Below are 19,504 nucleotides of genomic sequence, written 5' to 3'. Positions count from 1 at the left end.
TCATCGCGCAAGGACTCGGGGTTGGCAGGATGCGAATAATTCATACCGCCGATTGGCATCTCGGCCGGATCTTTTACGGCGTACGCCTGATACAGGACCAGGCCTATGCGCTGGACCAGTTCATTAACCTGGTCCGCGAGGCGAAACCGGACGCCGTGGTCATCGCGGGAGACGTGTACGATCGCGCCGTCCCGCCGCCCGAGGCGGTGAGCCTGCTCGATGAGACCCTGTCGCGGCTCGTCATCGATCTCAGGACGCGGGTGATCCTGATCGCCGGCAACCACGACAGCCCCGAGCGCCTTGGGTTTGGCACGCGGCTGCTGTCCCAGAGCGGTCTGCACGTGGCGGGGCGCGTCGGCCTTGATCCCGTGTGGACAACGATCCCGGACGCTCACGGCACGGTGAGCTTCTGCACGATTCCTTATGCCGAGCCCGCCCTGGTGCGCGAACGTCTCGGCAACCCGGACCTTCCCGATCACGCCGCCGCGATGCGCGCCGTCATCGCGAAGGCGCGCGAGACGCGCCCGCGCGGCACGCGCTCGGTGCTCGTGGCCCATGCCCTGGTCATCGGCAGCGAGGAATCCGAGTCCGAGCGCCCGCTGTCGGTGGGCGGCACGGGCGCGGTCGAGCCGTCGGTGTTCGACGGTTTTTCCTTCGTCGCGCTCGGCCACCTGCATCGCCCGCAGCGGGCCGGCAACGACCGGATTCACTACTCGGGGTCGCTGCTGCAGTACTCCTTCTCCGAGGCCGCCCACATAAAGTCGGTCAACCTGGTGGAACTCGATGCCGCGGGTCGATGCCATCTCGAGCGGATCCCGCTCACGCCGCGCCACGCCGTGCGCTGTGTCACCGGGACGCTGGAAGCGCTGCTGAGCGCGCCGGCCGGAAACGACGCCGACGACTACCTGTCGGTGACGCTGCTCGACAAGGGCCCGGTGTTCGATCCCATCGGACGGTTGCGCTCCAAGTATCCCAACGTGCTTGAGCTGAAGCGGATGGAGCGGCTCGGCCGGGGCGATCAGGCGGCGTCGCGCGTGGACTACCGCAGCCTGAGCGATCGCGAGATTTTTACTTCCTTCTTTCAGACAGTGAAGGGCGAAGCCGCGTCCGAGGATGAGATCAATGCCTACCTCGGCGTCGTTGAACGGCTGCACGCGCTGGAACGGGAATCCCAGCCGTGAAACCGCTGCGCCTCGTGATGCAGGCCTTCGGGCCTTACGCCGACAGGCAGGAGATCGATTTTCGTCAGCTCGGCGGGCGCTCGCTGTTCCTGATCCACGGCCAGACCGGCGCGGGCAAGACCTCGATTCTGGATGCCATCTGTTTCGCGCTTTACGGAGAATCCTCCGGATCCTTTCGCGAGCCGCGCACCCTGCGCAGCGATCACGCGCCCCCTGACGTGCCCACGGAGGTCGTCTTCGATTTTTCCGTGGGCGCCGAGCGCTACCGCATCAAGCGCACGCCGGAGCAGGAGCGACCCAGGAAAAAGGGTGAGGGCATGACGCGCGTGCCGCCCGAGGCGACACTCTGGCGCCGCAGCGATATCGACGATGACGCGGACGACGGGACAGTGTTGGCAACCCAGTGGATGCACGTTACCGAGCAGGTCGAGCAACTGCTCGGTTTCCGTTGCGATCAGTTCCGCCAGGTCGTGATGCTGCCGCAGTATCAGTTCCAGCGCTTTCTGATGGCGAATTCGACGGAGCGCCAGCGGATCCTTGAAGTGCTGTTCTCGACCGGGTTCTACCGCCAGATCGAGGAGGCGCTCAAGCAATCGGCGGTCGACGTTCGCCGCCGCTGCGAGGATCTCGCCGGCAGGACCGGCTTTGTCCTGGCGCAGGCCGGGGCGGAGACCGTCGAGGAACTCCTCGGCCGGCAGGAGACGCTGCGCCGGCGCGCCAGCGAGGTCGATACCGGTCTGACCGCCGCGGCGGCGCGACGGGAACTGGTCGACCGGCAATTGCGCGAGGCGCATCAGGTCGACAAGGTATTCGCGGAATTGACGGAGGCCCAGGTCAGATATGCCGAGGCGGAGACGCGCCGTGTCGAAATCGAGATGCTCGAACAGCGCCTCGATCAGGCCCGGCGCGCCGAGGCGCTGCGCGATGCCGAGACCTATTGCCGGCAGCGCCGGCAGGAACATGAAGCCGCCCTTCTCAAAAGGACGAACTTCGCCGCACAACAGGAACGGGTGTTGGAGGCAAAGCTTGCCGCGGAGCGCGCGCTGGCGGCCGAGCAGGCCCGGGAAGCGGAACACGAGCTGGTCCGCAGGGAGATCGCGCGTCTGGAAGCGCTGACCGGCAAGATCGGGGAACTCGAACAGGGGACCAGGGATCTCTCCGGGCATGCGCAGCGTGTCACGCAGGTCACTCATGACCGGAACCGGGCGCAGGAGGAACTGCGCGAGTGCAGCCGCGCGCTGCGCCAGCACCAGAAGGATCTCGTGAGAATGATCGAGTTGTCGGGTAAAACCGCGGAGTGGAGGGCGCAGGTCAAGGAACTGCAACGGCTGCACAAGATCGCCGACGATCTGGCGGAACATCAGGGCCGACTCAAGATGCAGGAACACGCGCTTGAGAGTGCCGAGGTGTTGATGCGGGAAACGAAGAAATCCCTCAACGAGGCCAAGAAAAGATTCGAACGCCTGCAAGAGCAGCGAGTGAAGGCGCAGTCGACGGTGCTGGCGAAACAGCTCGAGCGCGGGCAGCCCTGCCCGGTATGCGGCTCCACGCGGCACCCGGCGCCGGCGCATTTTCGAACCGCGGTGCCGGATGAGCAGGAGATTGCGGCATTGCAGGAGGAGTTGCCGCGTCTCGAAAAGACCCAGGACGCCGCCGTGCAGGAAGCCGGCCAGGTGGCGCAGCGCGTCGCCATCACGAAGGAGCGTATCGCCAAGTGCCTGGAGGATCTTGGTGCACAGCGCAAGACATCTCCCGCGGTGCTGGCGAAGCGACTCGGGGAGGCGCAGGCCGAACTCGACAAGGCCAAGGCCGCCTCGGAGGAGCAGGGCGACTTGCGCCGGACGATCGTCGATTTGCAGGCAACCGAAACCCGGCTTGCCGGTGAGTTGCCCCGGCTGGAGGAAATCTTCATCGAGGCGAGCACCGCGCACGGCCGCTTGCAGGAACGCATTGCCGGTCTTGAGAAGGACATCCCCACGACGCTGCGCTCGCTCGAGGCCCTGAGCGCGGCGCTGGCGATGTCACGGGCGCGGCATGAGGCGCTGAAAACCGCGTTCGAACATGCCAGCCAAAACCATGACACGGTCGTGACGGCGTGGCAGGCCTGCCAGGCACAGCTCGATGGCGCGGAACGCGAGGTCAATGAAACCCGTGCGCGCATGGATACGGCCGTTGAGGATTTTATGGAACGCCTCAGGGAGGCCGGGTTTGCCGACGACGCGGCTTATCAGGGAGCCAGGCTCGGGCAGGAGGAATGCGCACGGCTCGAGCAGGAGATCCACGCCTTCCGTAATGGGCAGGTGGCCGCCAAGGCGCGCTTTGATCACGTCGCCGATGCCGCGCGCGGGAAAGTGCGACCCGATCTGACCGCGCTCGAGACCGACGCGGCGAACGCCCAGACCGAAGTGAACGGCCTGCTCGAAGAGCGGGCGCGCGCCGGGGAGCAAAGCCGGCAGATCGACAGTTCGGTCAACGAGCTGAAATTTCTGCAAGGGGAACAGGCCCAAATGGAGGCGCAACTCGCCATCGTGGGGCGCGTGGCGGAGGTGGCCAACGGGAAGAATATTTATGGCATCACGCTGCAGCGCTATGTGCTCGCGGCGCTGCTGGAGGACGTGCTCGCCGCGGCCTCCCACCGTCTGCGTCTCATGAGCCGGGGCCGGTTCGACCTGCAGCGCGCGACGGAGCGAGTGGATCTGCGGGCCGCCGGCGGACTCGATCTGCTGGTGTACGATGCCCACACGGGAACGACGCGGCCGGTGCAGACGCTCTCCGGTGGCGAGAGCTTTCTGGCATCGCTGTCACTGGCCATGGGCCTCGCCGACGTGGTTCAGTCATACGCCGGGGGAATCCGGCTCGAGACGATTTTCATCGACGAGGGCTTCGATTCGCTCGACCCCGAGACCCTCGAGCTCGCTTTCCAGGCGCTGGGCGAGCTGCTGAAGAGCGGACGGCTGGTCGGCCTCATCTCCCACGTGGCCGAGCTTACCGAGCTGGTTCCGGCACGGCTCGAAATCACCAAGGGCAAGCATGGCAGTCATGCCCGGCTGGTGCACGGCGAGACACGCGTCGCCCGGCACGCCGCGACGCAAGCCTGAACCAAACCGCATCGTCCATGACCCGGCGGTTTGCGGGGCATCCGCGTTTGGCACGACATCTCCCTTGGCTTACCGCCACCACCACGCCGTGATACACTTTCAACCCTCAAATTGATTATGGCGGTGAGAGCCGGTCCCCTCGGCGACGGAAGCTTGTGAACCCGGTCAGGTCCGGAAGGAAGCAGCCGCAGCAGGTATTTCGGGTACTGGGGTGTGGTTGGCTCGAACCGCCACCCGTTTCGAACGGCCTGATTTGGAGAAGAGGCAAATCCCTTGAGTTACCAGGTTCTGGCGCGCAAATGGCGCCCGCGCAACTTCGCCGAACTCGTGGGCCAGCAACACGTGGTGCAGCCGCTGGTCAACGCGCTGGACCACGGCCGCCTGCATCACGCCTTTCTTTTTACCGGCACCCGGGGTGTCGGTAAAACCACCATCGCCCGCATCCTCGCGAAATCGCTGAACTGCGAAACCGGCGTTACGTCGAAGCCCTGTGGCCAGTGCAGCGCCTGCCTGGAAGTGGACGAGGGCCGTTTTGTCGATCTGATCGAGGTGGACGCGGCCTCGCGCACCAAGGTCGACGACACGCGCGAGCTGCTCGACAACGTGCAGTACGCACCGTCACGCGGCCGCTACAAGGTCTATCTCATTGACGAAGTGCACATGCTCTCCGGCCACAGCTTCAATGCGCTGCTGAAAACGCTGGAAGAGCCGCCGCCGCACGTCAAGTTCCTGCTCGCCACCACCGACCCGCAGAAGCTCCCGGTGACGGTGCTGTCGCGCTGCCTGCAATTCAACCTCAAGCGCCTGCCGCCCGAGCAGATCGGCGCGCAGATCCAGAAGATCCTCGACGCGGAAGGCATTGTCCATGACGCCGCCTCCATCAGGCTGCTGGCGCGTGCCGCCGATGGCAGCATGCGCGATGGCCTGTCGCTGCTCGATCAGGCGATCGCCTACGGCGGCGGTCAGGTCGCCGAGGCGGAAGTGCGCGCCATGCTCGGCACGATTGACCAGAATTTGATCGAAAACATCCTGCAGGGCCTGGAAGCCGGCGACGTGGCCGGTCTGCTCAGGGTCGTATCCGAGGCCGCCGAATTCGGTCTGGATTACGAGGCGGTGCTGAAGGATCTGCTGCTTTGGCTGCACCGGATTGCGCTGGCACAGGCCGATCCGGCGCTGGCGGGCGAAGCGGGCGGCGACGTGCTGGCACACGCGGGCGCCATGTCGCCGCAGGATGTGCAGCTTTACTACCAGATCGGCGCTATAGGGCAACGCGACCTGCCCTATGCCCCCGATCCGCGCAGCGGCCTGGAAATGATCCTGCTACGCATGGTGGCGTTCCGTCCGGCGGAAGCGGGCGAGGTACGCTCATCCGTTCCCGCCGCCGTGCCGGCACCCAAAACGGCGGCGCCGACCACATCAGTGCCAGCGCCGCACGCCGCGCCTTCCATGACGCCCAGGACGGACCCTGTCCCGGTTGCACCGGCCGCGGCCGTTGCGCCGCAAAGCCCCGGCGCGCCGGAGGCGAAGTGGGGAGACGTGGTGGCCCGGCTCGGGCTCGCCGGTCTGTTGCGCGAGCTGGCCAGCAACACGACGCTGGAATCCCGTGAAGGCGACATGCTGACGCTGACGCTGGAGGAAACGCACGCCAAGCTGCTCAACAAGGAACGCGAGGAAGAGCTGCGTCAGGCGCTGGAAAAATATTACGGCGCGACGGTTCGCCTGAAGATGAACCTGGGTCGCCCGAGCGCGGAAACGCCGGCGAAAGAGCGGAGCCGGCTGCAGGATGAGCGGCAGCAGGCCGCGGTACAGGCCATCGTGGAGGACCCCAACGTGCGCGCGCTGCAGGAAAAATTCGGCGCCCGGGTCAACCCGGCTTCGATCCGGCCGAAGGTTTAGAGTTTAAAATATTGAAATTAACCGCCAAGACGCCAAGAACGCCAAGTTTTTATTCTTTAAAATAGTTTTTCCTGGCGACCTTGGCGTCTTGGCGGTTCAAAATCTTATTCACTTTTTTTTGCAGACCTCCGACATCGGGAGAGGAGAATATGAAAGGCGGATTGGGAAACATCATGAAGCAGGCGCAGGCGATGCAGGAGAATCTGCGCAAGGCCCAGGAACAGCTGGCGACGATCGAGGTCACCGGCAGCAGCGGCGGCGGCATGGTCAGCGTGACCATGACTTGCCGCCACGACATCAAGCGCGTGCAGATCGACCCCGGCCTGTTGAAAGACGACAAGGAAGTGCTGGAGGACCTGATCGCCGCCGCGGTGAACGACGCGGTGCGCAAGGTCGAGAAGACCACCGAGGAAAAAATGTCGGGGCTGACCGCCGGGCTCAATATCCCCGGAATGAAACTGCCGTTCTGAGGATCATGAACGACATCACCGTCCTCGAAGCGCTCAAGCAGGCTCTGCGCCGGCTTCCGGGCGTCGGTCCCAAGAGCGCCAGCCGCATGGCCTATCATCTGCTCGAGCGCGACCGCGAGGGTGCGCGCACCATCGCGCGGGCGTTGACCGACGCCGTCGAGCGCATCGTTCATTGCAAGCGCTGCAATAATCTGAGTGAAACCGAGCTGTGCCCGATCTGTTCGTCGAACCGGCGCGACAAATCACTGCTGTGCGTGGTCGAATCGCCGTCCGACCTCGTCTCGCTCGACCAGTCCGGCGTCTACAACGGCATGTATTTCGTGCTCATGGGACGGTTGTCGCCGCTTGACGGCATCGGCCCGGACGAAATCGGCATCCCCCGCCTCGAAGCACTGCTCGATGAGGGCAGCATCAAGGAGGTCGTGCTCGCCACCAACCTGACGGTGGAAGGCGAGGCGACCGCGCATTACATCAGCGACCTGGTACGCGCCCGTCATATCAAGGCCACGCGCATCGCCTACGGCGTCCCCATCGGCGGCGAGCTGGAATACACTGACCGCAATACGCTCGCGCGCGCCCTGGCCGGGCGACGCGAGGCATGATTGCTGCATGACAGCTTGATGCCATCCGGTGCCGATAATGGTGTGCGATGAGTCCCGCCGCCACTGATGTCCTGATCGTGGGTTGCGGTGACATCGGCGAGCGCGTGGGCGGGCTCGAGCGTTCCGCGGGACGCCATGTCTCGGGCCTGATTCGCTCCGAGGCATCTGCGCAACGCCTGCGCGCGGCCGGCATCCAGCCGATCGCGGCCGATCTCGATGTGCCGGCGTTTTTGCATGATCTCCCCGTCAAGAATGCGCTCATTTATTACTTCGCGCCGCCGCCGGGAAAGGGCGTGACCGACCCGCGCATGGAAGCGTTTGTTTCCATCCTCGATACTTCCAGGCTGCCGACACGCGTGGTCCTGATCAGCACGACCGGTGTCTATGGCGATTGCCGGGGCGAATGGGTGACCGAGGATCGGCCGCCGAATCCGCAGGTGGACCGGGCCAGGCGCCGGCTCGCGGCGGAGAGCAGCCTGCGGCACTGGAGCGAGAAGAGTCGCGTGCCGATTGTGATTTTGCGCGTGCCGGGGATCTATGGTCGCGGTTATTTGCCCGAGGAACGCCTGCGTGCGCGTGAGCCGGTGCTGCGAGAAGAGGAATCACCGTTCAGCAACCGCATCCATGCCGACGATCTGGCGCGGGCCTGTTTCGTTGCCGGGCATCATGCAAACCCCGGCGCCTTATATAACGTGAGCGACGGACATCCCACGACCATGACGGATTTTTTCTACCGCGTGGCCGATGTGCTCGGTATCCCGCGCCCGCCGGCGATCACGCTGGAACAGGCGCGCCGGCAGCTGGGCGAGGGCATGCTTTCCTATCTGGCGGAGTCCAAGCGCATCGACAACCGGCGCCTGCGCGAGGAGCTGGGCGTGGAGCTGATGTACCCGGACCTGGCGGCCGGCCTGCCCTCGTGTTTTGACCGCTGCGGGTAAACCCCGGGGACCGCGCCGTCATTCGCCCAGCAGGGCGTTGATCTTGGCGGCGCAGATGTAGTCGTTTTCCGACAGGCCCCCGATGCTGTGCGTGCTGAAGCGCACGTGGCAGCGGTTGTAACCCACCTCGATATCGGGATGATGATCCTCGCGGTGCGCGATCCAGGCCTGGGCGTTCACGAAAGCCATGGTTTCATGATAATTCTTGAACTTGAAGCTGCGGCTGAGCTCCGTGGCGGTGTCGTTCAGCGACCAGCCCGGCGTCTGCTCCAGCAGCGCCCTGGCCTGGTCGCGCGACAGCGGCGGCGTGCCCGGCGCGCAGGGCTTGCAGGACTTGCGCGTGAGGTCGGACATGACGCCCCCGGTTATTTGAACTTGTAGTAGGTATCGTTCAGGTATTTCACCAGATCGTTCACCTGGTTCTTTCCCAGCTTGATATCGGTCATGTGTTCGCAATTGTGGATCTGCTCGGTCAATCCCTTGAGGTTTTTGACCGTGTGATCCTTGCGCGTATGCACGTCGTCTTTGTGACACGACATGCAATTGGCCTCATACAGTTTTTTGCCGCTGGCGCTGTCCCCCGGCAGGGACGCGGCCTGGGCGGATACGGAAAGGACGGCGGCAAACGGAAATACAACGAATGACTTGAGCATGGATCCTCCTTGTGTACTACGTCAGGTTTTGCCCGCCAGGTGCGCGATGCGCAACGCCGCCGGCGGATGTGAATCGTAAAAAGCGGAATGCAGCGGGTCGGGGGTGAGGGTGCTGGCATTTTCCCGGTAGAGTTTCACCAGCGCATTCACGAGATCCTTCGCGTCGGTCTGCTCGGCGGCGAAACTGTCGGCCTCATATTCATGACGGCGCGAGCTCCATGCCAGCAGTGGCTGCAGGAAGAAGGTGAACACCGGAATGACCAGCATGAAGAGCATCAGGGCGGCGTGGGTCGAGGGCTGCGTCATGCCGAGGCCGGCGTAGAACCAGGGTTGCGTGATCAGCCATCCGAGCAGGGCCAGGCCAAGCAGGCTCATTCCGAAGGTGAGCAGCATGCGCTTGACGACGTGCCGGAGCTTGAAATGTCCGAGCTCGTGCGCGAGCACGGCCTCGATCTCCTTTTCGCCCAGGTGCTCCAGCAGGGTGTCGAAGAAGACGATGCGCTTGGATTTGCCGAAGCCGGTGAAGTAGGCGTTGCCATGCGCGCTGCGACGCGAGCCGTCCATGACGAAGATGCCGCGCGAGCGGAAACCGGTGCGTTCCAGCAGCGCCTGGATACGCTCGCGCACGGAGTCGTCCTTGAGTGGCGTGAACTTGTTGAACAGCGGCGCGATCCACGCGGGATAGGCCCACACCAGGAACAGCGTGAAGCCGCTCCACAACAGCCACACATACACCCACCACAGCGCGCCGGTTTCCTGCATCAGCCACAGCGCGGTCATGGCGAGCGGCACCCCGATAATCCCGAGCAGCAGGGTCTTCTTGACGAGATCGGCGATGAACAGGCCGGGAGTGGTCTTGTTGAACCCGAAACGGTTTTCGATCACGAAGACCTGGTACACGCTGACCGGCAGCTCGATCAGGCCCATGATGATGAAGGCAGCCAGGATGAACACGGTGCCGGTTACCAGCTCGCCGTGGCCGAGACTGCGAACGAGCCGATCCAGCCACTCCAGTCCGCCGCCCACGGTCCAGACCAACAGCAGCGCCGTGCCGTAGATATCCTCCAGGCGTCCGAAGCGGGTATGCACGATGGTGTACTCGGCGGCCTTGCGGTGATCCTCCAGCGAGATCCGGCGGCGGAAGACTGGCGGCACCGCGTCGCGGTTGGTGCTGACATGACGTATGTGGCGGTTGGCGAGCCACAGTTCCACCAGCAGCGACAGGCCGAGCAGGCCGATAAATATGACCGTGAAGGTATTCATAGGTGGTATTATGACAGGACGAGTGAAGAGACAGTAGTGAACGCGGAAAATTCCCGCCCAGCATCCGGAGACCACGCATGGCGCAATCACCCAACGGGGCGCAGGACAGTAACGCCCTGATCTGGATAGACATGGAAATGACAGGGTTAAACCCGGATACCGACCGGATCATCGAAGTCGCCACGATCGTCACCGACAGCGAGCTGAATGTCGTCGCGGAAGGACCGGTGCTGGTGGTGCACCAGTCCGATGCGGTCCTGGCGGCCATGGACGACTGGAACCAGCGCACCCACGCGGGCACCGGCCTGATCGAGCGCGTGAAGCAGTCAACCTGCGCCGAGGCGGATGTCGAACGCATGACGCTCGAGTTTCTCCAGCGGCATGTCCCGAAAAACAAATCGCCCATGTGCGGCAACAGCATCTGCCAGGACCGGCGTTTTCTGGCGCGCACCATGCCGCAACTCGAAGCCTGGTTTCATTACCGCAATCTCGACGTCAGCTCCATCAAGGAACTGGTGAAGCGCTGGAAGCCGGCGCTGTGCAGCGGCTTGGTCAAGAAGAACACTCACAAGGCGCTCGACGACATTCGCGAGTCGATTGAGGAACTGAAATACTACCGCGAGCATTTCTTCGCGAAATAGTCAGCTTTAGGTAAGTCACTTAAACGAAATCGTAAAATGGCGATGGGTGACAGCATATCCACCGTGCATTTAGAATGGCGGAGAAGTCAGCAGCCTGCGAGGTGTTTTATGCCCTTAACCTCCGCTGTTCGTGTTTCCGTCCTGACCGGCACCATATTTCTTGTGGCGTTCCTGCTCGCGGCTTGTAATGGCGGGGGAGGGGGTGGTGGAACCGTTGTACCGCCGCCCACCTCAGGGACAGGCAGTCAGCTTTATGTCAGTGGCAACACCAGCCCCAGACTGCTGATCTATAACGACGCCAATACCGTCTCCGGCGGCACGCTACCAAATCGCGTCGTATCGGGTGGTCTCACCACCCTGAGTGGTCCGCGCGGCATTGCGGTAGACATGGCGCACGATCAGATCTACGTCGCCAATTTCCTGAATGATTCCATTCTGGTTTTCCACAATGCGCGCATTGTCACCGGTGGTGATGCCCCGGATCGCATGATTACCGGCGCTACTATGGACGGGCCGTCTGCGTTATTCGTGGACGTGGTGAATAACCGGCTATTCGTGGCAAACACTAATGGCAACTCCATTCTGATTTATGACAACGCAAGCGCTTTGAACGGCAATGTAGCGCCGACTCGGGCATTGACTGGAGCAATGACCACCCTGAATGCGCCAATAGATGTTTGCGCCGACGCCACCAGAAATCTGGTGTATGTGGCCAATGGCAATGGTCAGATTCTTGTTTTCAATAATGCTGCCATCGTGGCGAGCAGCAATGACATTGCACCGCTCAGATCGATTCCGATTTCAAGCGGCGTCGTGGGAATTTTTGTAGATATTATGGCGGATCGTTTGTATGTCGCGTCAGCGAACTCGGTTCTTATTTTTGATGGGGCCAGTAGAGCAAATAGTGGTTCGACTCCCAACCGCACAATTACCGGTGGAGGAAGCATGCTGAACCAACCACGGGACATATTTGTGGACACTGGCACCGACCGTTTATACGTTGCCAATTTCGGTGGCAATTCGGTCCTAGTTTTTAACAACGCCAGCATCGTTAATGGCAGTACCGCGCCTGATCGTAATCTGAGCCTGACGGCCTCGACCGGTCCTTGGGGGATTTATGTCGATGTTACACCGATTGTAGTTGGCAGCACGTCCTCTTTGGCTGGATTCATAGAGTTTGATGGTAGTGCCTATACGGCAATCTCAAATGGAGGTTCTCCCCGGACCGGTGACGATGAGCCGTCGTTATTTACCGGTTCTCGCGCCCGTCAGTTATTCAGTTTTGATCTTTCGAATATCCCAACGACGGCCACTGTAGGCGCTGCAATTTTGAGGTTGTATCAGGCGTCTCAGGTAGGTACACCATTCAATGATTTGGGAAGTGTGGTTGTTGATCACGTTAGTTACGGGGCTACTCTGGATAACAGTCCGGGCGACTATGAAGGCGGGTTGCTTGCATTGCTGGGCATATTTTCCACCAGCGATACGATCGGCTACCGGACGCTTGATGTCACGGCGCGAGTGAACAGCGATGTCACGAACATGCGCAGCCGCTCACAATATCGATTGCGCTTTTCTCCTCTGGAGATCAACGGTGATGCCGCTTCAGACCACGTACAATACACGGATGCAGAAGACTCATGTTGCGGTGTCAGTCAGCCGCCACAGCTGGCGATTACCATCCAGCCCTGATTGGTATTCACAGAAAAGTTTATTGTTCGTAGTGACGTTCCAGTGCCCAGCTCACGTGTTCTTTCACCAGTTCCGAAGCATGTTCTTGCCGTGCCTTGAGTGCATTAACGACCGTCTCGCTCGTTGATGCGTTGCCTAGTGCCACGGCAATATTCCTCAGCCAGCATTCGTAGCCGATACGCCGGATGGCGGAGCCTTCGGTGTATTTCAGAAACTCGTCTTCGGTCCAGGAAAACAGCCGGACCAGTTCCGGCGCATCGAGGCCGTGACGCGGGGCGAAGTCGGGCTCCGCGCCCGGGCGGGCGAAGCGATTCCACGGGCACACGAGCTGACAATCGTCGCAGCCATAGATGCGGTTACCGATCAGGGGGCGCAGTTCCCCGGGAATGGAACCGCGCAGCTCGATGGTGAGGTAGGAAATGCAGCGGCGCGCGTCGAGTTCGTAGGGGGCGACGATGGCCCGGGTCGGGCAGATGTCGATGCAGGCATGGCAGGTGCCGCAATGATTCTCGGCGGGCGTGTCCACCGGCAGCGGCAGGTCGGTGTACAGCTCGCCGAGAAAAAACCACGAGCCGGCCTGCTTGTCGATCAGGTTGGTGTGCTTGCCGATCCATCCCAGCCCGGCCTTTTCCGCCAGCGCCTTTTCCAGTACCGGGGCGCTGTCGCTGAAGGCCCGGTATTGAAACGGCCCCACCCGCGCTTCGATGCGTTCGGCCAGCTTTTGCAAACGCGAGCGCAGGACTTTGTGATAGTCCCTTCCCAGCGCGTAGCGCGACACGAAGCCCCGCTGCGGGTCGCGCATCACGGCCTCGCTGTCGGCAGCCTGCCCCGGCAGATAATCCAGGCGCGCCGAGATCACGCGCAGCGTGCCGGGCTGCAATTCCTGCGGCCGGCTGCGGCGGGTGCCGTGGGATTCCATATAATGCATTTCCCCGTGTCGCTCCAGTTTGAGCCAGTTCAGCAGGCGGGTTTCGGCCGCGCCGAGATCGGTATCCGCGATACCGATTTGCTGAAAACCCAGCTCCCGTCCCCAGGCCTTGATGTCGGTGGCGAGACGGGCTAGGTCAATATTATTGTTTCGTGCGGTGCGCATCAGGCCCTATCATAAGAGAAAAATTGACAGGATTTACAGGGCGAAGCGGGGTAGTCGCCGATGCCCTTAACGGGCATCGGCGCCGCTGAGCGCCCGCACAGGGATGTGCGGGCCGGGGCGTATCGAAGCCCTTGTCGCGGCGCCAGGGAAGGCATGCCTGCCGTCCTTGGCGCAACTACGGAGGCTTCGATACACTCGGCCCCGCCATCCTTGGCGGGGCGCTCGCCGGGACGAAGACACGTTAAGTGTCTTCGTCTGTTTCCGGCTCGCCCTGCTTAATCCTGTCCATTCATTGGAGTGACTGTGAGATTACCCGAAGCCCTCTACACCGCCGCCCAGGTCCGGGAACTCGACCGCCTGGCCATCGAAGAACGCAGGATTCCCGGGGCGAAGCTGATGCAACGCGCGGGGGCGGCGGCATTCGAGCTGCTGCGCACGCGCTGGCCGCAGGCGCGTCGCGTCGCGGTGCTGTGCGGTACCGGCAATAACGGCGGTGATGGCTATGTGATGGCGCGTTTGGCGCGCGCGGCTGGTTTGACGGTTAACGTGCTGAGTCTGGGAGCGGTGGAGAAAATGCGGGGCGATGCCGCCGCCGCGCGCAAGCAATGCAAGTCCGCCGGTGTTGCCATCCGGAATTTTCAAACTGATCTGCTCGCCGGTCACGACATCATTATTGATGCCATGCTCGGCACCGGGCTGGAGCGCGAAGTGGAAGGCGAATGGCGCGCGGCCATCGAAGCCATCAACGCCAGCCGGATTCCGGTACTGGCCGTGGACGTGCCTTCCGGCCTGAACGCCGACACCGGCCATGTCATGGGCGCGGCGGTGCGCGCGGACGCCACCATGAGTTTCATCGGCCTCAAGGCCGGCCTGTTCACCGGTGCCGGGCGCGAACATGCCGGCGAGATTTTTTTCAACGATCTCAATGTACCGCCGGACATTTACGCCGGGGTTCCGGCCCTGGTGCGGCGCCTGACAGAAACATCGCTTCATGGGCTCATGCCGGGACGCCGGCGCGACATGCACAAGGGCGATGCCGGACATGTGCTGGTGATCGGCGGTGACCGCGGCATGCCCGGGGCGGCGCGTTTGGCGGGCGAGGCGGCGTACCGCGCCGGGGCCGGCCTGGTGATGCTGGCCACGCATCCGGAACATGCCGCTCACATCAGCACCGCGTGCCCGGAACTGATCGTTCATGGCGTGGCCACTCCGGAAGAGTTGCGGCCCCTGCTGGCGCGCGCCGATGTCATTGCCGCGGGACCGGGGCTGGGGCAGGGCGCGTGGGGCGATGCCCTGTTTGGCGCGGCGCTCGACACCAAGCTGCCCATGGTGGTGGACGCCGACGCGCTGAATACCCTGGCGACCGACCCGCTGATGCATGCGGACTGGATACTCACGCCCCATCCCGGCGAGGCGGCGCGCATGCTGGGCATGACCACGGAACAGATACAAGCCGACCGCTTCGCGGCGGTGCGTGAGCTCAATGCGAGTTTCGGCGGGGTTTGCGTGTTGAAGGGGGCGGGCACCCTGATTGCATCCTTATATGATGGCGTGGTTTCGGTCTGTGACCGCGGCAACCCGGGCATGGCCAGCGGCGGCATGGGTGATGTGCTGACCGGCGTGATCGCCGGCCTGCGGGCGCAGGGACTGATATCGCCCGTGGCGGCGCGTCTCGGGGTCTGGCTGCATGCCATGGCCGGGGATGATGTCGCCGCCTCCGGCGAGATCGGCATGCTGGCCTCCGACCTGTTTCCCCACATCCGCGGCCGGCTCAATCGCCTGGTGAGACATGCCGGCGGTTGAGCGACGAGTGGCGTCGGTGGCGGAGATGGAGGCGCTGGGGGCGAAACTCGCCGCCCAGGTGGGAAATGTGCGGCTCGTCAATATTCACGGTCCGCTCGGCGCCGGCAAGACCACACTGGTGCGCGGGATGTTGCACGGGCTGGGTCATGCCGGCGCGGTCAAGAGCCCGACGTTTACCCTTGTCGAGCCTTACACTTTCGGTAATCTCCGGTTTTACCACTTTGACCTCTACCGCCTGAACGATCCCGGCGAGCTGGAATTCCTCGGCATGCGTGACTACCTTGACGGTAACGGCGTGTGCGTTGTCGAGTGGGCCGAGCGCGCACAGGGTGTTTTGCCATCGCCGGACGTGGATATTATGATTGAGCCGACCGAGACAGGACGTATGGTACGGATCATGACCCTCACACCCCAGGGTGATGTTTTGCTGAAGGCGCTGACATGAAAGCCCTGGCGCGCCTGTTGCCTCCCGTGTTTCTGCTGCTGGTATCCGCCGTGACCTGGGCCGAACCCGTCACGGTGCAGCACATGCGCGTCTGGCGCGCGCCGGATCACACCCGCATCGTGTTCGACCTCAGCGGACCGCTGGAGCATCGCCTGTTCACCCTGCAGGACCCGCATCGCATCGTGGTGGATATGGACAATGCGCGCATGGCAGAGCCGCTGAAGGACGTCGATACCGGCGGACCGTTGCTGGGCGCCGTGCGGGTGGGCCAGCCGGAAGAAGGCCCGCTGCGCATCGTGCTCGATCTCAAGGCCGAGACCCGGCCGCGCAGCTTCGTGCTGAAGCCGGCGGGACCCTACGGACATCGCCTGGTGATTGATCTGGTCGACGTGAAATCGGCGGAAGAGGAAAAGGCAAAGCCGGAGGAAATCACCCGGACGCCGCCACCGGTGCAGGCGCGGCCGGTCGCGCGCGAGCGCATCGTGGCGATCGACGCCGGGCACGGCGGCGAAGACCCGGGTGCAATGGGGCGGCGTTACCGTACGCGTGAAAAAGACGTGACGCTGGCCATTGCGCGCGAGCTCGCCCGGCTGGTGCAGCGGGAGCCGGGCATGCGGCCGGTGCTCATACGCGATGGCGATTATTATGTCGGCCTGAAACAGCGTTTCGAGAAGGCGCGACGCCTGCGCGCGGATGTGTTCGTTTCCATTCACGCCGACGCCGTGCCCAGCCGGCAGGCCTACGGCTCTTCGGTTTACGTGTTGTCCGAAAAGGGCGCGAGCAACGCCATGGCGCGCTTGCTGGCCGACAAGGAAAACGCCTCCGACCTGATAGGCGGCGTCAGCCTGAACGACAAGGATGACATGCTGGCGCAGGTGCTGCTCGATTTGTCGCACAACAAAACCATGCAGGATAGCCAGGGACTGGCGGAAGATGTGCTGACGGAGCTGCGTGACGTGGGCCCGGTGCACATGCACCGCGTCGCCCAGGCCGGTTTCGCCGTGCTCAAGTCGCCCGACATTCCGTCGGTGCTGATCGAGACCGCCTTCATCTCCAATCCTTCCGAAGAAAAGAAATTGCGCACGCCGGGATTCCAGCAGCAGCTGGCCAGCGGCATTTTCCGCGGTATCAGGCGCCACCTGGCGCGCAGCCCGGTGCCGTCGCTGGTTCCGGTGCAGGCGGTGATTTCGGGCGAGACGTCGCGCGAGCATGTCGTGCGCAGAGGAGATACGCTGGCCTCGATCGCGCGGCAATACAATATTCACGTGGACGCGCTGCGCTTCGTTAATGACCTGCGGGACGCGGATCTCCCGGTCGGCCTGCGGCTTCGCATCCCGTCCAGGCAGGGAGACGGTTAAACTTCAAACTGTTGTCTTGTCACTCCGGGCTTGTGGGTATTTGCTGGGTCCGGGCGGGGTTTTTGCGCTAAGATTCATGGCACTGCCGTATCCGGAAAATGACCAAGGAGAATTTCATGAGCGGACCACGTATGACGCATTGGACAGTCTGGGCGTTCATCCTGGCGCTCGGCTTGAATGCCTGCGGCAAGAAGGAAGAAACCGCCACCGGCGCGACCGCCGGTGAAACGACGGTGAAGATCGGGCAGGTCTCGCCGCTCACCGGTCCGCAGGCCCATCTGGGCAAGGACAACGACAACGGCGCGCGCCTCGCGCTCGATGAAGTCAACGCCGCAGGCGTCACGCTGGGCGGCAGGAAGGTGAAGTTCGTGCTGGTCAGCGAGGACGACATGGCCGATCCGCGGACAGCCACGATCGTGGCGCAGAAACTGGTGGACCAGCGCGTGGCCGGCGTGCTCGGCCACCTGAACTCCGGCACCAGCATTCCCGCCTCCAAGATCTATTTCGATGCCGGCATTCCCCAGATTTCCCCTTCCGCCACCGCCATTGCCTACACCGCCCAGGGCTTCAAGACCGCTTTCCGTGTCATGACCAACGACCGTCAGCAGGGCAAGGTGCTGGGTGAATTCGCGGTGAAGCAGCTCGGCGCCAAGCGCATCGCCATCATCGACGACCGCACCGCCTACGGTCAGGGGCTGGCGGACGAGGTGGAGAAGGCGGTGAAGGCCTCCGGCGGCGAGGTGATCGCGCGCGAGTTCACCACCGACCGTTCCACGGATTTTCTCGCCATCCTCACTTCAATCAAGGCCAAAAAGCCGGAACTACTGTTCTACGGCGGCATGGACGCGCAGGGCGCGCCGATGGTCAAGCAATTGCGCTCGCTCGGTATCCAGGCGAAGTTTCTGGGTGGCGACGGCGTCCAGACCTCCGAATTCCTCAAGCTGGCCGGCGCCGCTGCCGGGGACGTAACCGCCTCCTCGCCCGGCCTGCCGATCGACAGCATGCCGGGCGGGCCGGAATTCCGGAAGAAATTCACCGACCGCTACGGCGCCATCCAGACCTACGCGCCCTATGCCTACGATGCCGCCATGACCATGGTCGCGGCCATGAAAATGGCCGACTCCCCGGAGCCTGCCAGATACCTGCCCATGCTGCCGCGCGTGGAACGCGCCGGCGTTACCGGACAGATAAGCTTCGACGAACGCGGCGACATCCGCGGCGGCGCCATCACCATGTACCGGGTCAGGAACGGCAAATGGGAAGTCCTGGAAACCGTCATGGGTGACGCGGCGGCAGACAAGAAATAAATGGACAGGATTTACAGGATTAACAGGATTAGAAAAATTAAAAACACGATTGCCCTGTTATTTTGCTCATATCCTGTAAATCCTGTTAATCCTGTCAATTTTATCTTTTCTTCATAGGGCGCTCTGCCTTGGACATCCTCACCCAGCAGCTGATCAACGGCCTGGTCCTCGGCAGCATCTATGCCCTGGTGGCGCTGGGTTACACCATGGTGTACGGCATCCTCGAGCTGATCAACTTTGCGCACGGCGAGGTGACCATGTTCGGCGCCATGATCAGCCTTGCCGTCATCGGCGCCTTTACGGCGAACGGCGCCGAGGTCAACGGCCTCGTCATCGTGGCGATCGGGTTGCTGGCCGCGATCGCCGTATGCGTGGCGCTGGGTTTCCTGATCGAGCGCGTGGCCTATCGTCCGTTGCGGCGCGCGCCGCGGCTGGCGGCGCTCATTACCGCTATCGGCATGTCCATTGTGCTGCAGAATCTGGCGATGCTGATCTGGGGCAAGCAATACATCAGCTTTCCGCCGCTGCTGCCGCTGACGAGCTTCGAGGTTGGCGGCGCAGTGATCACCAATTTGCAGATTTTCATCGTGACGCTGTCCTGCCTGCTGATGGCGGGCCTGCTGCTGCTCATCAAGCGCACGCGTCTGGGGCGCGCCATGCGCGCCACCGCGCAGGCGCAGGACATCGCCGGCCTGATGGGCATCAATATCAATACCATCATCTCGCTGACGTTCATGATCGGCGCGGCGCTGGCGGCTATCGCCGGCGTCATGGTCAGCGCCTATTACGGCCTGGCGCATTACCACATGGGTTTCATGCTCGGCCTCAAGGCCTTCACCGCGGCGGTGCTGGGCGGCATCGGCAACGTTGCCGGCGCCATGCTGGGCGGCTTGCTGCTGGGTCTTATCGAAAGCCTCGGCGCGGGCTACATCGGCACGCTGACGGGCGGTTTTCTCGGCAGTCACTATCAGGACGTGTTCGCCTTTTTCGTGCTGATCCTGGTGCTGGTCTTCCGGCCATCCGGCCTGCTGGGCGAGCGCGTCGTGGAACGCGCCTGATTATTA

General features: G+C 63.0%; 17 protein-coding genes and 1 other RNA gene. 14 read left to right on the top strand and 4 right to left on the bottom strand.

The genetic code is table 11. The features are described from left to right. Positions 1-29 precede the first annotated feature (29 nt). The 7 genes from SCL_RS08175 to SCL_RS08145 all read left to right on the top strand — a co-directional run bounded on the left by SCL_RS08175 (position 30) and on the right by SCL_RS08145 (position 8,185). Positions 30-1,181 carry an exonuclease SbcCD subunit D gene (locus tag SCL_RS08175; protein ID WP_096361908.1) on the top strand — a complete coding sequence of 384 codons (1,152 nt, stop codon included), beginning with the start codon at positions 30-32 and terminating at the stop codon, positions 1,179-1,181. Beyond that, positions 1,178-4,279: an AAA family ATPase gene (locus SCL_RS08170; protein WP_096360761.1), complete on the top strand. Its 3,102-nt coding sequence runs from the start codon at positions 1,178-1,180 to the stop codon at positions 4,277-4,279. The genes SCL_RS08175 and SCL_RS08170 overlap by 4 nt, the downstream gene beginning before the upstream one ends. A gap of 128 nt (positions 4,280-4,407) precedes the next feature. Continuing rightward, an RNA gene (gene ffs, locus SCL_RS08165) (signal recognition particle sRNA small type) lies at positions 4,408-4,505 on the top strand. Between the two features lie 47 nt (positions 4,506-4,552). Then, on the top strand, positions 4,553-6,175 hold the full coding sequence (dnaX, locus tag SCL_RS08160) for a DNA polymerase III subunit gamma/tau (protein WP_096360760.1): 1,623 nt from the start codon (positions 4,553-4,555) through the stop codon (positions 6,173-6,175). A 149-nt stretch (positions 6,176-6,324) separates the two neighbouring features. Further along, the gene (locus tag SCL_RS08155; protein ID WP_096360759.1) at positions 6,325-6,645 is read left to right on the top strand and encodes a YbaB/EbfC family nucleoid-associated protein; all 321 of its coding nucleotides are present in this window, start codon (positions 6,325-6,327) and stop codon (positions 6,643-6,645) included. Positions 6,646-6,650: 5 nt separating this feature from the next. Continuing rightward, positions 6,651-7,247 (top strand): recombination mediator RecR, encoded by a 597-nt coding sequence (gene recR, locus SCL_RS08150; RefSeq protein ID WP_096360758.1) that lies wholly within the window; start codon positions 6,651-6,653, stop codon positions 7,245-7,247. 47 nt (positions 7,248-7,294) lie between these two features. After that, positions 7,295-8,185 carry an SDR family oxidoreductase gene (locus SCL_RS08145; protein ID WP_096360757.1) on the top strand — a complete coding sequence of 297 codons (891 nt, stop codon included), beginning with the start codon at positions 7,295-7,297 and terminating at the stop codon, positions 8,183-8,185. Between the two features lie 18 nt (positions 8,186-8,203). On the opposite strand, the gene SCL_RS08140 is transcribed toward SCL_RS08145, so the two are convergent. The 3 genes from SCL_RS08140 to SCL_RS08130 are packed head-to-tail and all read right to left on the bottom strand — an operon-like array spanning position 8,204 to position 10,101. Continuing rightward, positions 8,204-8,539: a 4a-hydroxytetrahydrobiopterin dehydratase gene (locus SCL_RS08140; RefSeq protein WP_096360756.1), complete on the bottom strand. Its 336-nt coding sequence runs from the start codon at positions 8,537-8,539 to the stop codon at positions 8,204-8,206. Positions 8,540-8,550: 11 nt separating this feature from the next. Beyond that, positions 8,551-8,838 (bottom strand): c-type cytochrome, encoded by a 288-nt coding sequence (locus tag SCL_RS08135; protein WP_096360755.1) that lies wholly within the window; start codon positions 8,836-8,838, stop codon positions 8,551-8,553. 21 nt (positions 8,839-8,859) lie between these two features. After that, a complete protein-coding gene (locus tag SCL_RS08130) occupies positions 8,860-10,101 on the bottom strand; it encodes a M48 family metallopeptidase (protein WP_096360754.1) in 1,242 nt (413 codons plus the stop codon). A 77-nt stretch (positions 10,102-10,178) separates the two neighbouring features. On the opposite strand from SCL_RS08130, the gene orn reads away from it, so the two are divergent. After that, positions 10,179-10,742 (top strand): oligoribonuclease, encoded by a 564-nt coding sequence (gene orn / locus SCL_RS08125; protein ID WP_096360753.1) that lies wholly within the window; start codon positions 10,179-10,181, stop codon positions 10,740-10,742. A 36-nt stretch (positions 10,743-10,778) separates the two neighbouring features. Continuing rightward, positions 10,779-12,434 (top strand): hypothetical protein, encoded by a 1,656-nt coding sequence (locus tag SCL_RS08120; protein WP_172425980.1) that lies wholly within the window; start codon positions 10,779-10,781, stop codon positions 12,432-12,434. Between the two features lie 19 nt (positions 12,435-12,453). Here the strand turns inward: SCL_RS08120 and queG are convergent, their stop codons facing one another. Further along, the gene (queG, locus tag SCL_RS08115; RefSeq protein ID WP_096360751.1) at positions 12,454-13,527 is read right to left on the bottom strand and encodes a tRNA epoxyqueuosine(34) reductase QueG; all 1,074 of its coding nucleotides are present in this window, start codon (positions 13,525-13,527) and stop codon (positions 12,454-12,456) included. A 303-nt stretch (positions 13,528-13,830) separates the two neighbouring features. On the opposite strand from queG, the gene SCL_RS08110 reads away from it, so the two are divergent. From SCL_RS08110 to SCL_RS08090, 5 genes are all read left to right on the top strand, one after another. Next, positions 13,831-15,330 carry an NAD(P)H-hydrate dehydratase gene (locus SCL_RS08110; RefSeq protein WP_197702569.1) on the top strand — a complete coding sequence of 500 codons (1,500 nt, stop codon included), beginning with the start codon at positions 13,831-13,833 and terminating at the stop codon, positions 15,328-15,330. Further along, on the top strand, positions 15,317-15,775 hold the full coding sequence (gene tsaE / locus SCL_RS08105) for a tRNA (adenosine(37)-N6)-threonylcarbamoyltransferase complex ATPase subunit type 1 TsaE (protein WP_096360749.1): 459 nt from the start codon (positions 15,317-15,319) through the stop codon (positions 15,773-15,775). Before SCL_RS08110 ends, tsaE begins: the two co-directional genes overlap by 14 nt. Beyond that, positions 15,772-17,133 carry an N-acetylmuramoyl-L-alanine amidase gene (locus tag SCL_RS08100; protein ID WP_096360748.1) on the top strand — a complete coding sequence of 454 codons (1,362 nt, stop codon included), beginning with the start codon at positions 15,772-15,774 and terminating at the stop codon, positions 17,131-17,133. The genes tsaE and SCL_RS08100 overlap by 4 nt, the downstream gene beginning before the upstream one ends. Positions 17,134-17,249: 116 nt before the next feature. Then, a complete protein-coding gene (locus SCL_RS08095; RefSeq protein ID WP_096361907.1) occupies positions 17,250-18,440 on the top strand; it encodes a branched-chain amino acid ABC transporter substrate-binding protein in 1,191 nt (396 codons plus the stop codon). A 128-nt stretch (positions 18,441-18,568) separates the two neighbouring features. Next, positions 18,569-19,498 carry a branched-chain amino acid ABC transporter permease gene (locus tag SCL_RS08090; protein ID WP_096360747.1) on the top strand — a complete coding sequence of 310 codons (930 nt, stop codon included), beginning with the start codon at positions 18,569-18,571 and terminating at the stop codon, positions 19,496-19,498. Positions 19,499-19,504 lie beyond the last annotated feature (6 nt).

This window comes from Sulfuricaulis limicola, from assembly GCF_002355735.1.
Lineage (GTDB): Bacteria > Pseudomonadota > Gammaproteobacteria > Acidiferrobacterales > Sulfurifustaceae > Sulfuricaulis > Sulfuricaulis limicola.
The sequence above is the reverse complement of the archived record's forward strand: the minus strand, read 5'-3'. Positions and strand labels throughout refer to the sequence as shown.

What these genes read in the sequence shown, in the direction of transcription:
- SCL_RS08175 (WP_096361908.1), top strand. Translation starts at nt 30, where the DNA reads ATGCGAATAATTCATACCGCCGATTGGCATCTCGGCCGGATCTTTTAC.
- SCL_RS08155 (WP_096360759.1), top strand. Translation starts at nt 6,325, where the DNA reads ATGAAAGGCGGATTGGGAAACATCATGAAGCAGGCGCAGGCGATGCAG.
- recR (WP_096360758.1), top strand. Translation starts at nt 6,651, where the DNA reads ATGAACGACATCACCGTCCTCGAAGCGCTCAAGCAGGCTCTGCGCCGG.
- SCL_RS08145 (WP_096360757.1), top strand. Translation starts at nt 7,295, where the DNA reads ATGAGTCCCGCCGCCACTGATGTCCTGATCGTGGGTTGCGGTGACATC.
- SCL_RS08140 (WP_096360756.1), bottom strand. Translation starts at nt 8,539, where the DNA reads ATGTCCGACCTCACGCGCAAGTCCTGCAAGCCCTGCGCGCCGGGCACG.
- SCL_RS08135 (WP_096360755.1), bottom strand. Translation starts at nt 8,838, where the DNA reads ATGCTCAAGTCATTCGTTGTATTTCCGTTTGCCGCCGTCCTTTCCGTA.
- SCL_RS08130 (WP_096360754.1), bottom strand. Translation starts at nt 10,101, where the DNA reads ATGAATACCTTCACGGTCATATTTATCGGCCTGCTCGGCCTGTCGCTG.
- orn (WP_096360753.1), top strand. Translation starts at nt 10,179, where the DNA reads ATGGCGCAATCACCCAACGGGGCGCAGGACAGTAACGCCCTGATCTGG.
- SCL_RS08120 (WP_172425980.1), top strand. Translation starts at nt 10,779, where the DNA reads ATGGCGATGGGTGACAGCATATCCACCGTGCATTTAGAATGGCGGAGA.
- queG (WP_096360751.1), bottom strand. Translation starts at nt 13,527, where the DNA reads ATGCGCACCGCACGAAACAATAATATTGACCTAGCCCGTCTCGCCACC.
- tsaE (WP_096360749.1), top strand. Translation starts at nt 15,317, where the DNA reads ATGCCGGCGGTTGAGCGACGAGTGGCGTCGGTGGCGGAGATGGAGGCG.
- SCL_RS08100 (WP_096360748.1), top strand. Translation starts at nt 15,772, where the DNA reads ATGAAAGCCCTGGCGCGCCTGTTGCCTCCCGTGTTTCTGCTGCTGGTA.
- SCL_RS08095 (WP_096361907.1), top strand. Translation starts at nt 17,250, where the DNA reads ATGAGCGGACCACGTATGACGCATTGGACAGTCTGGGCGTTCATCCTG.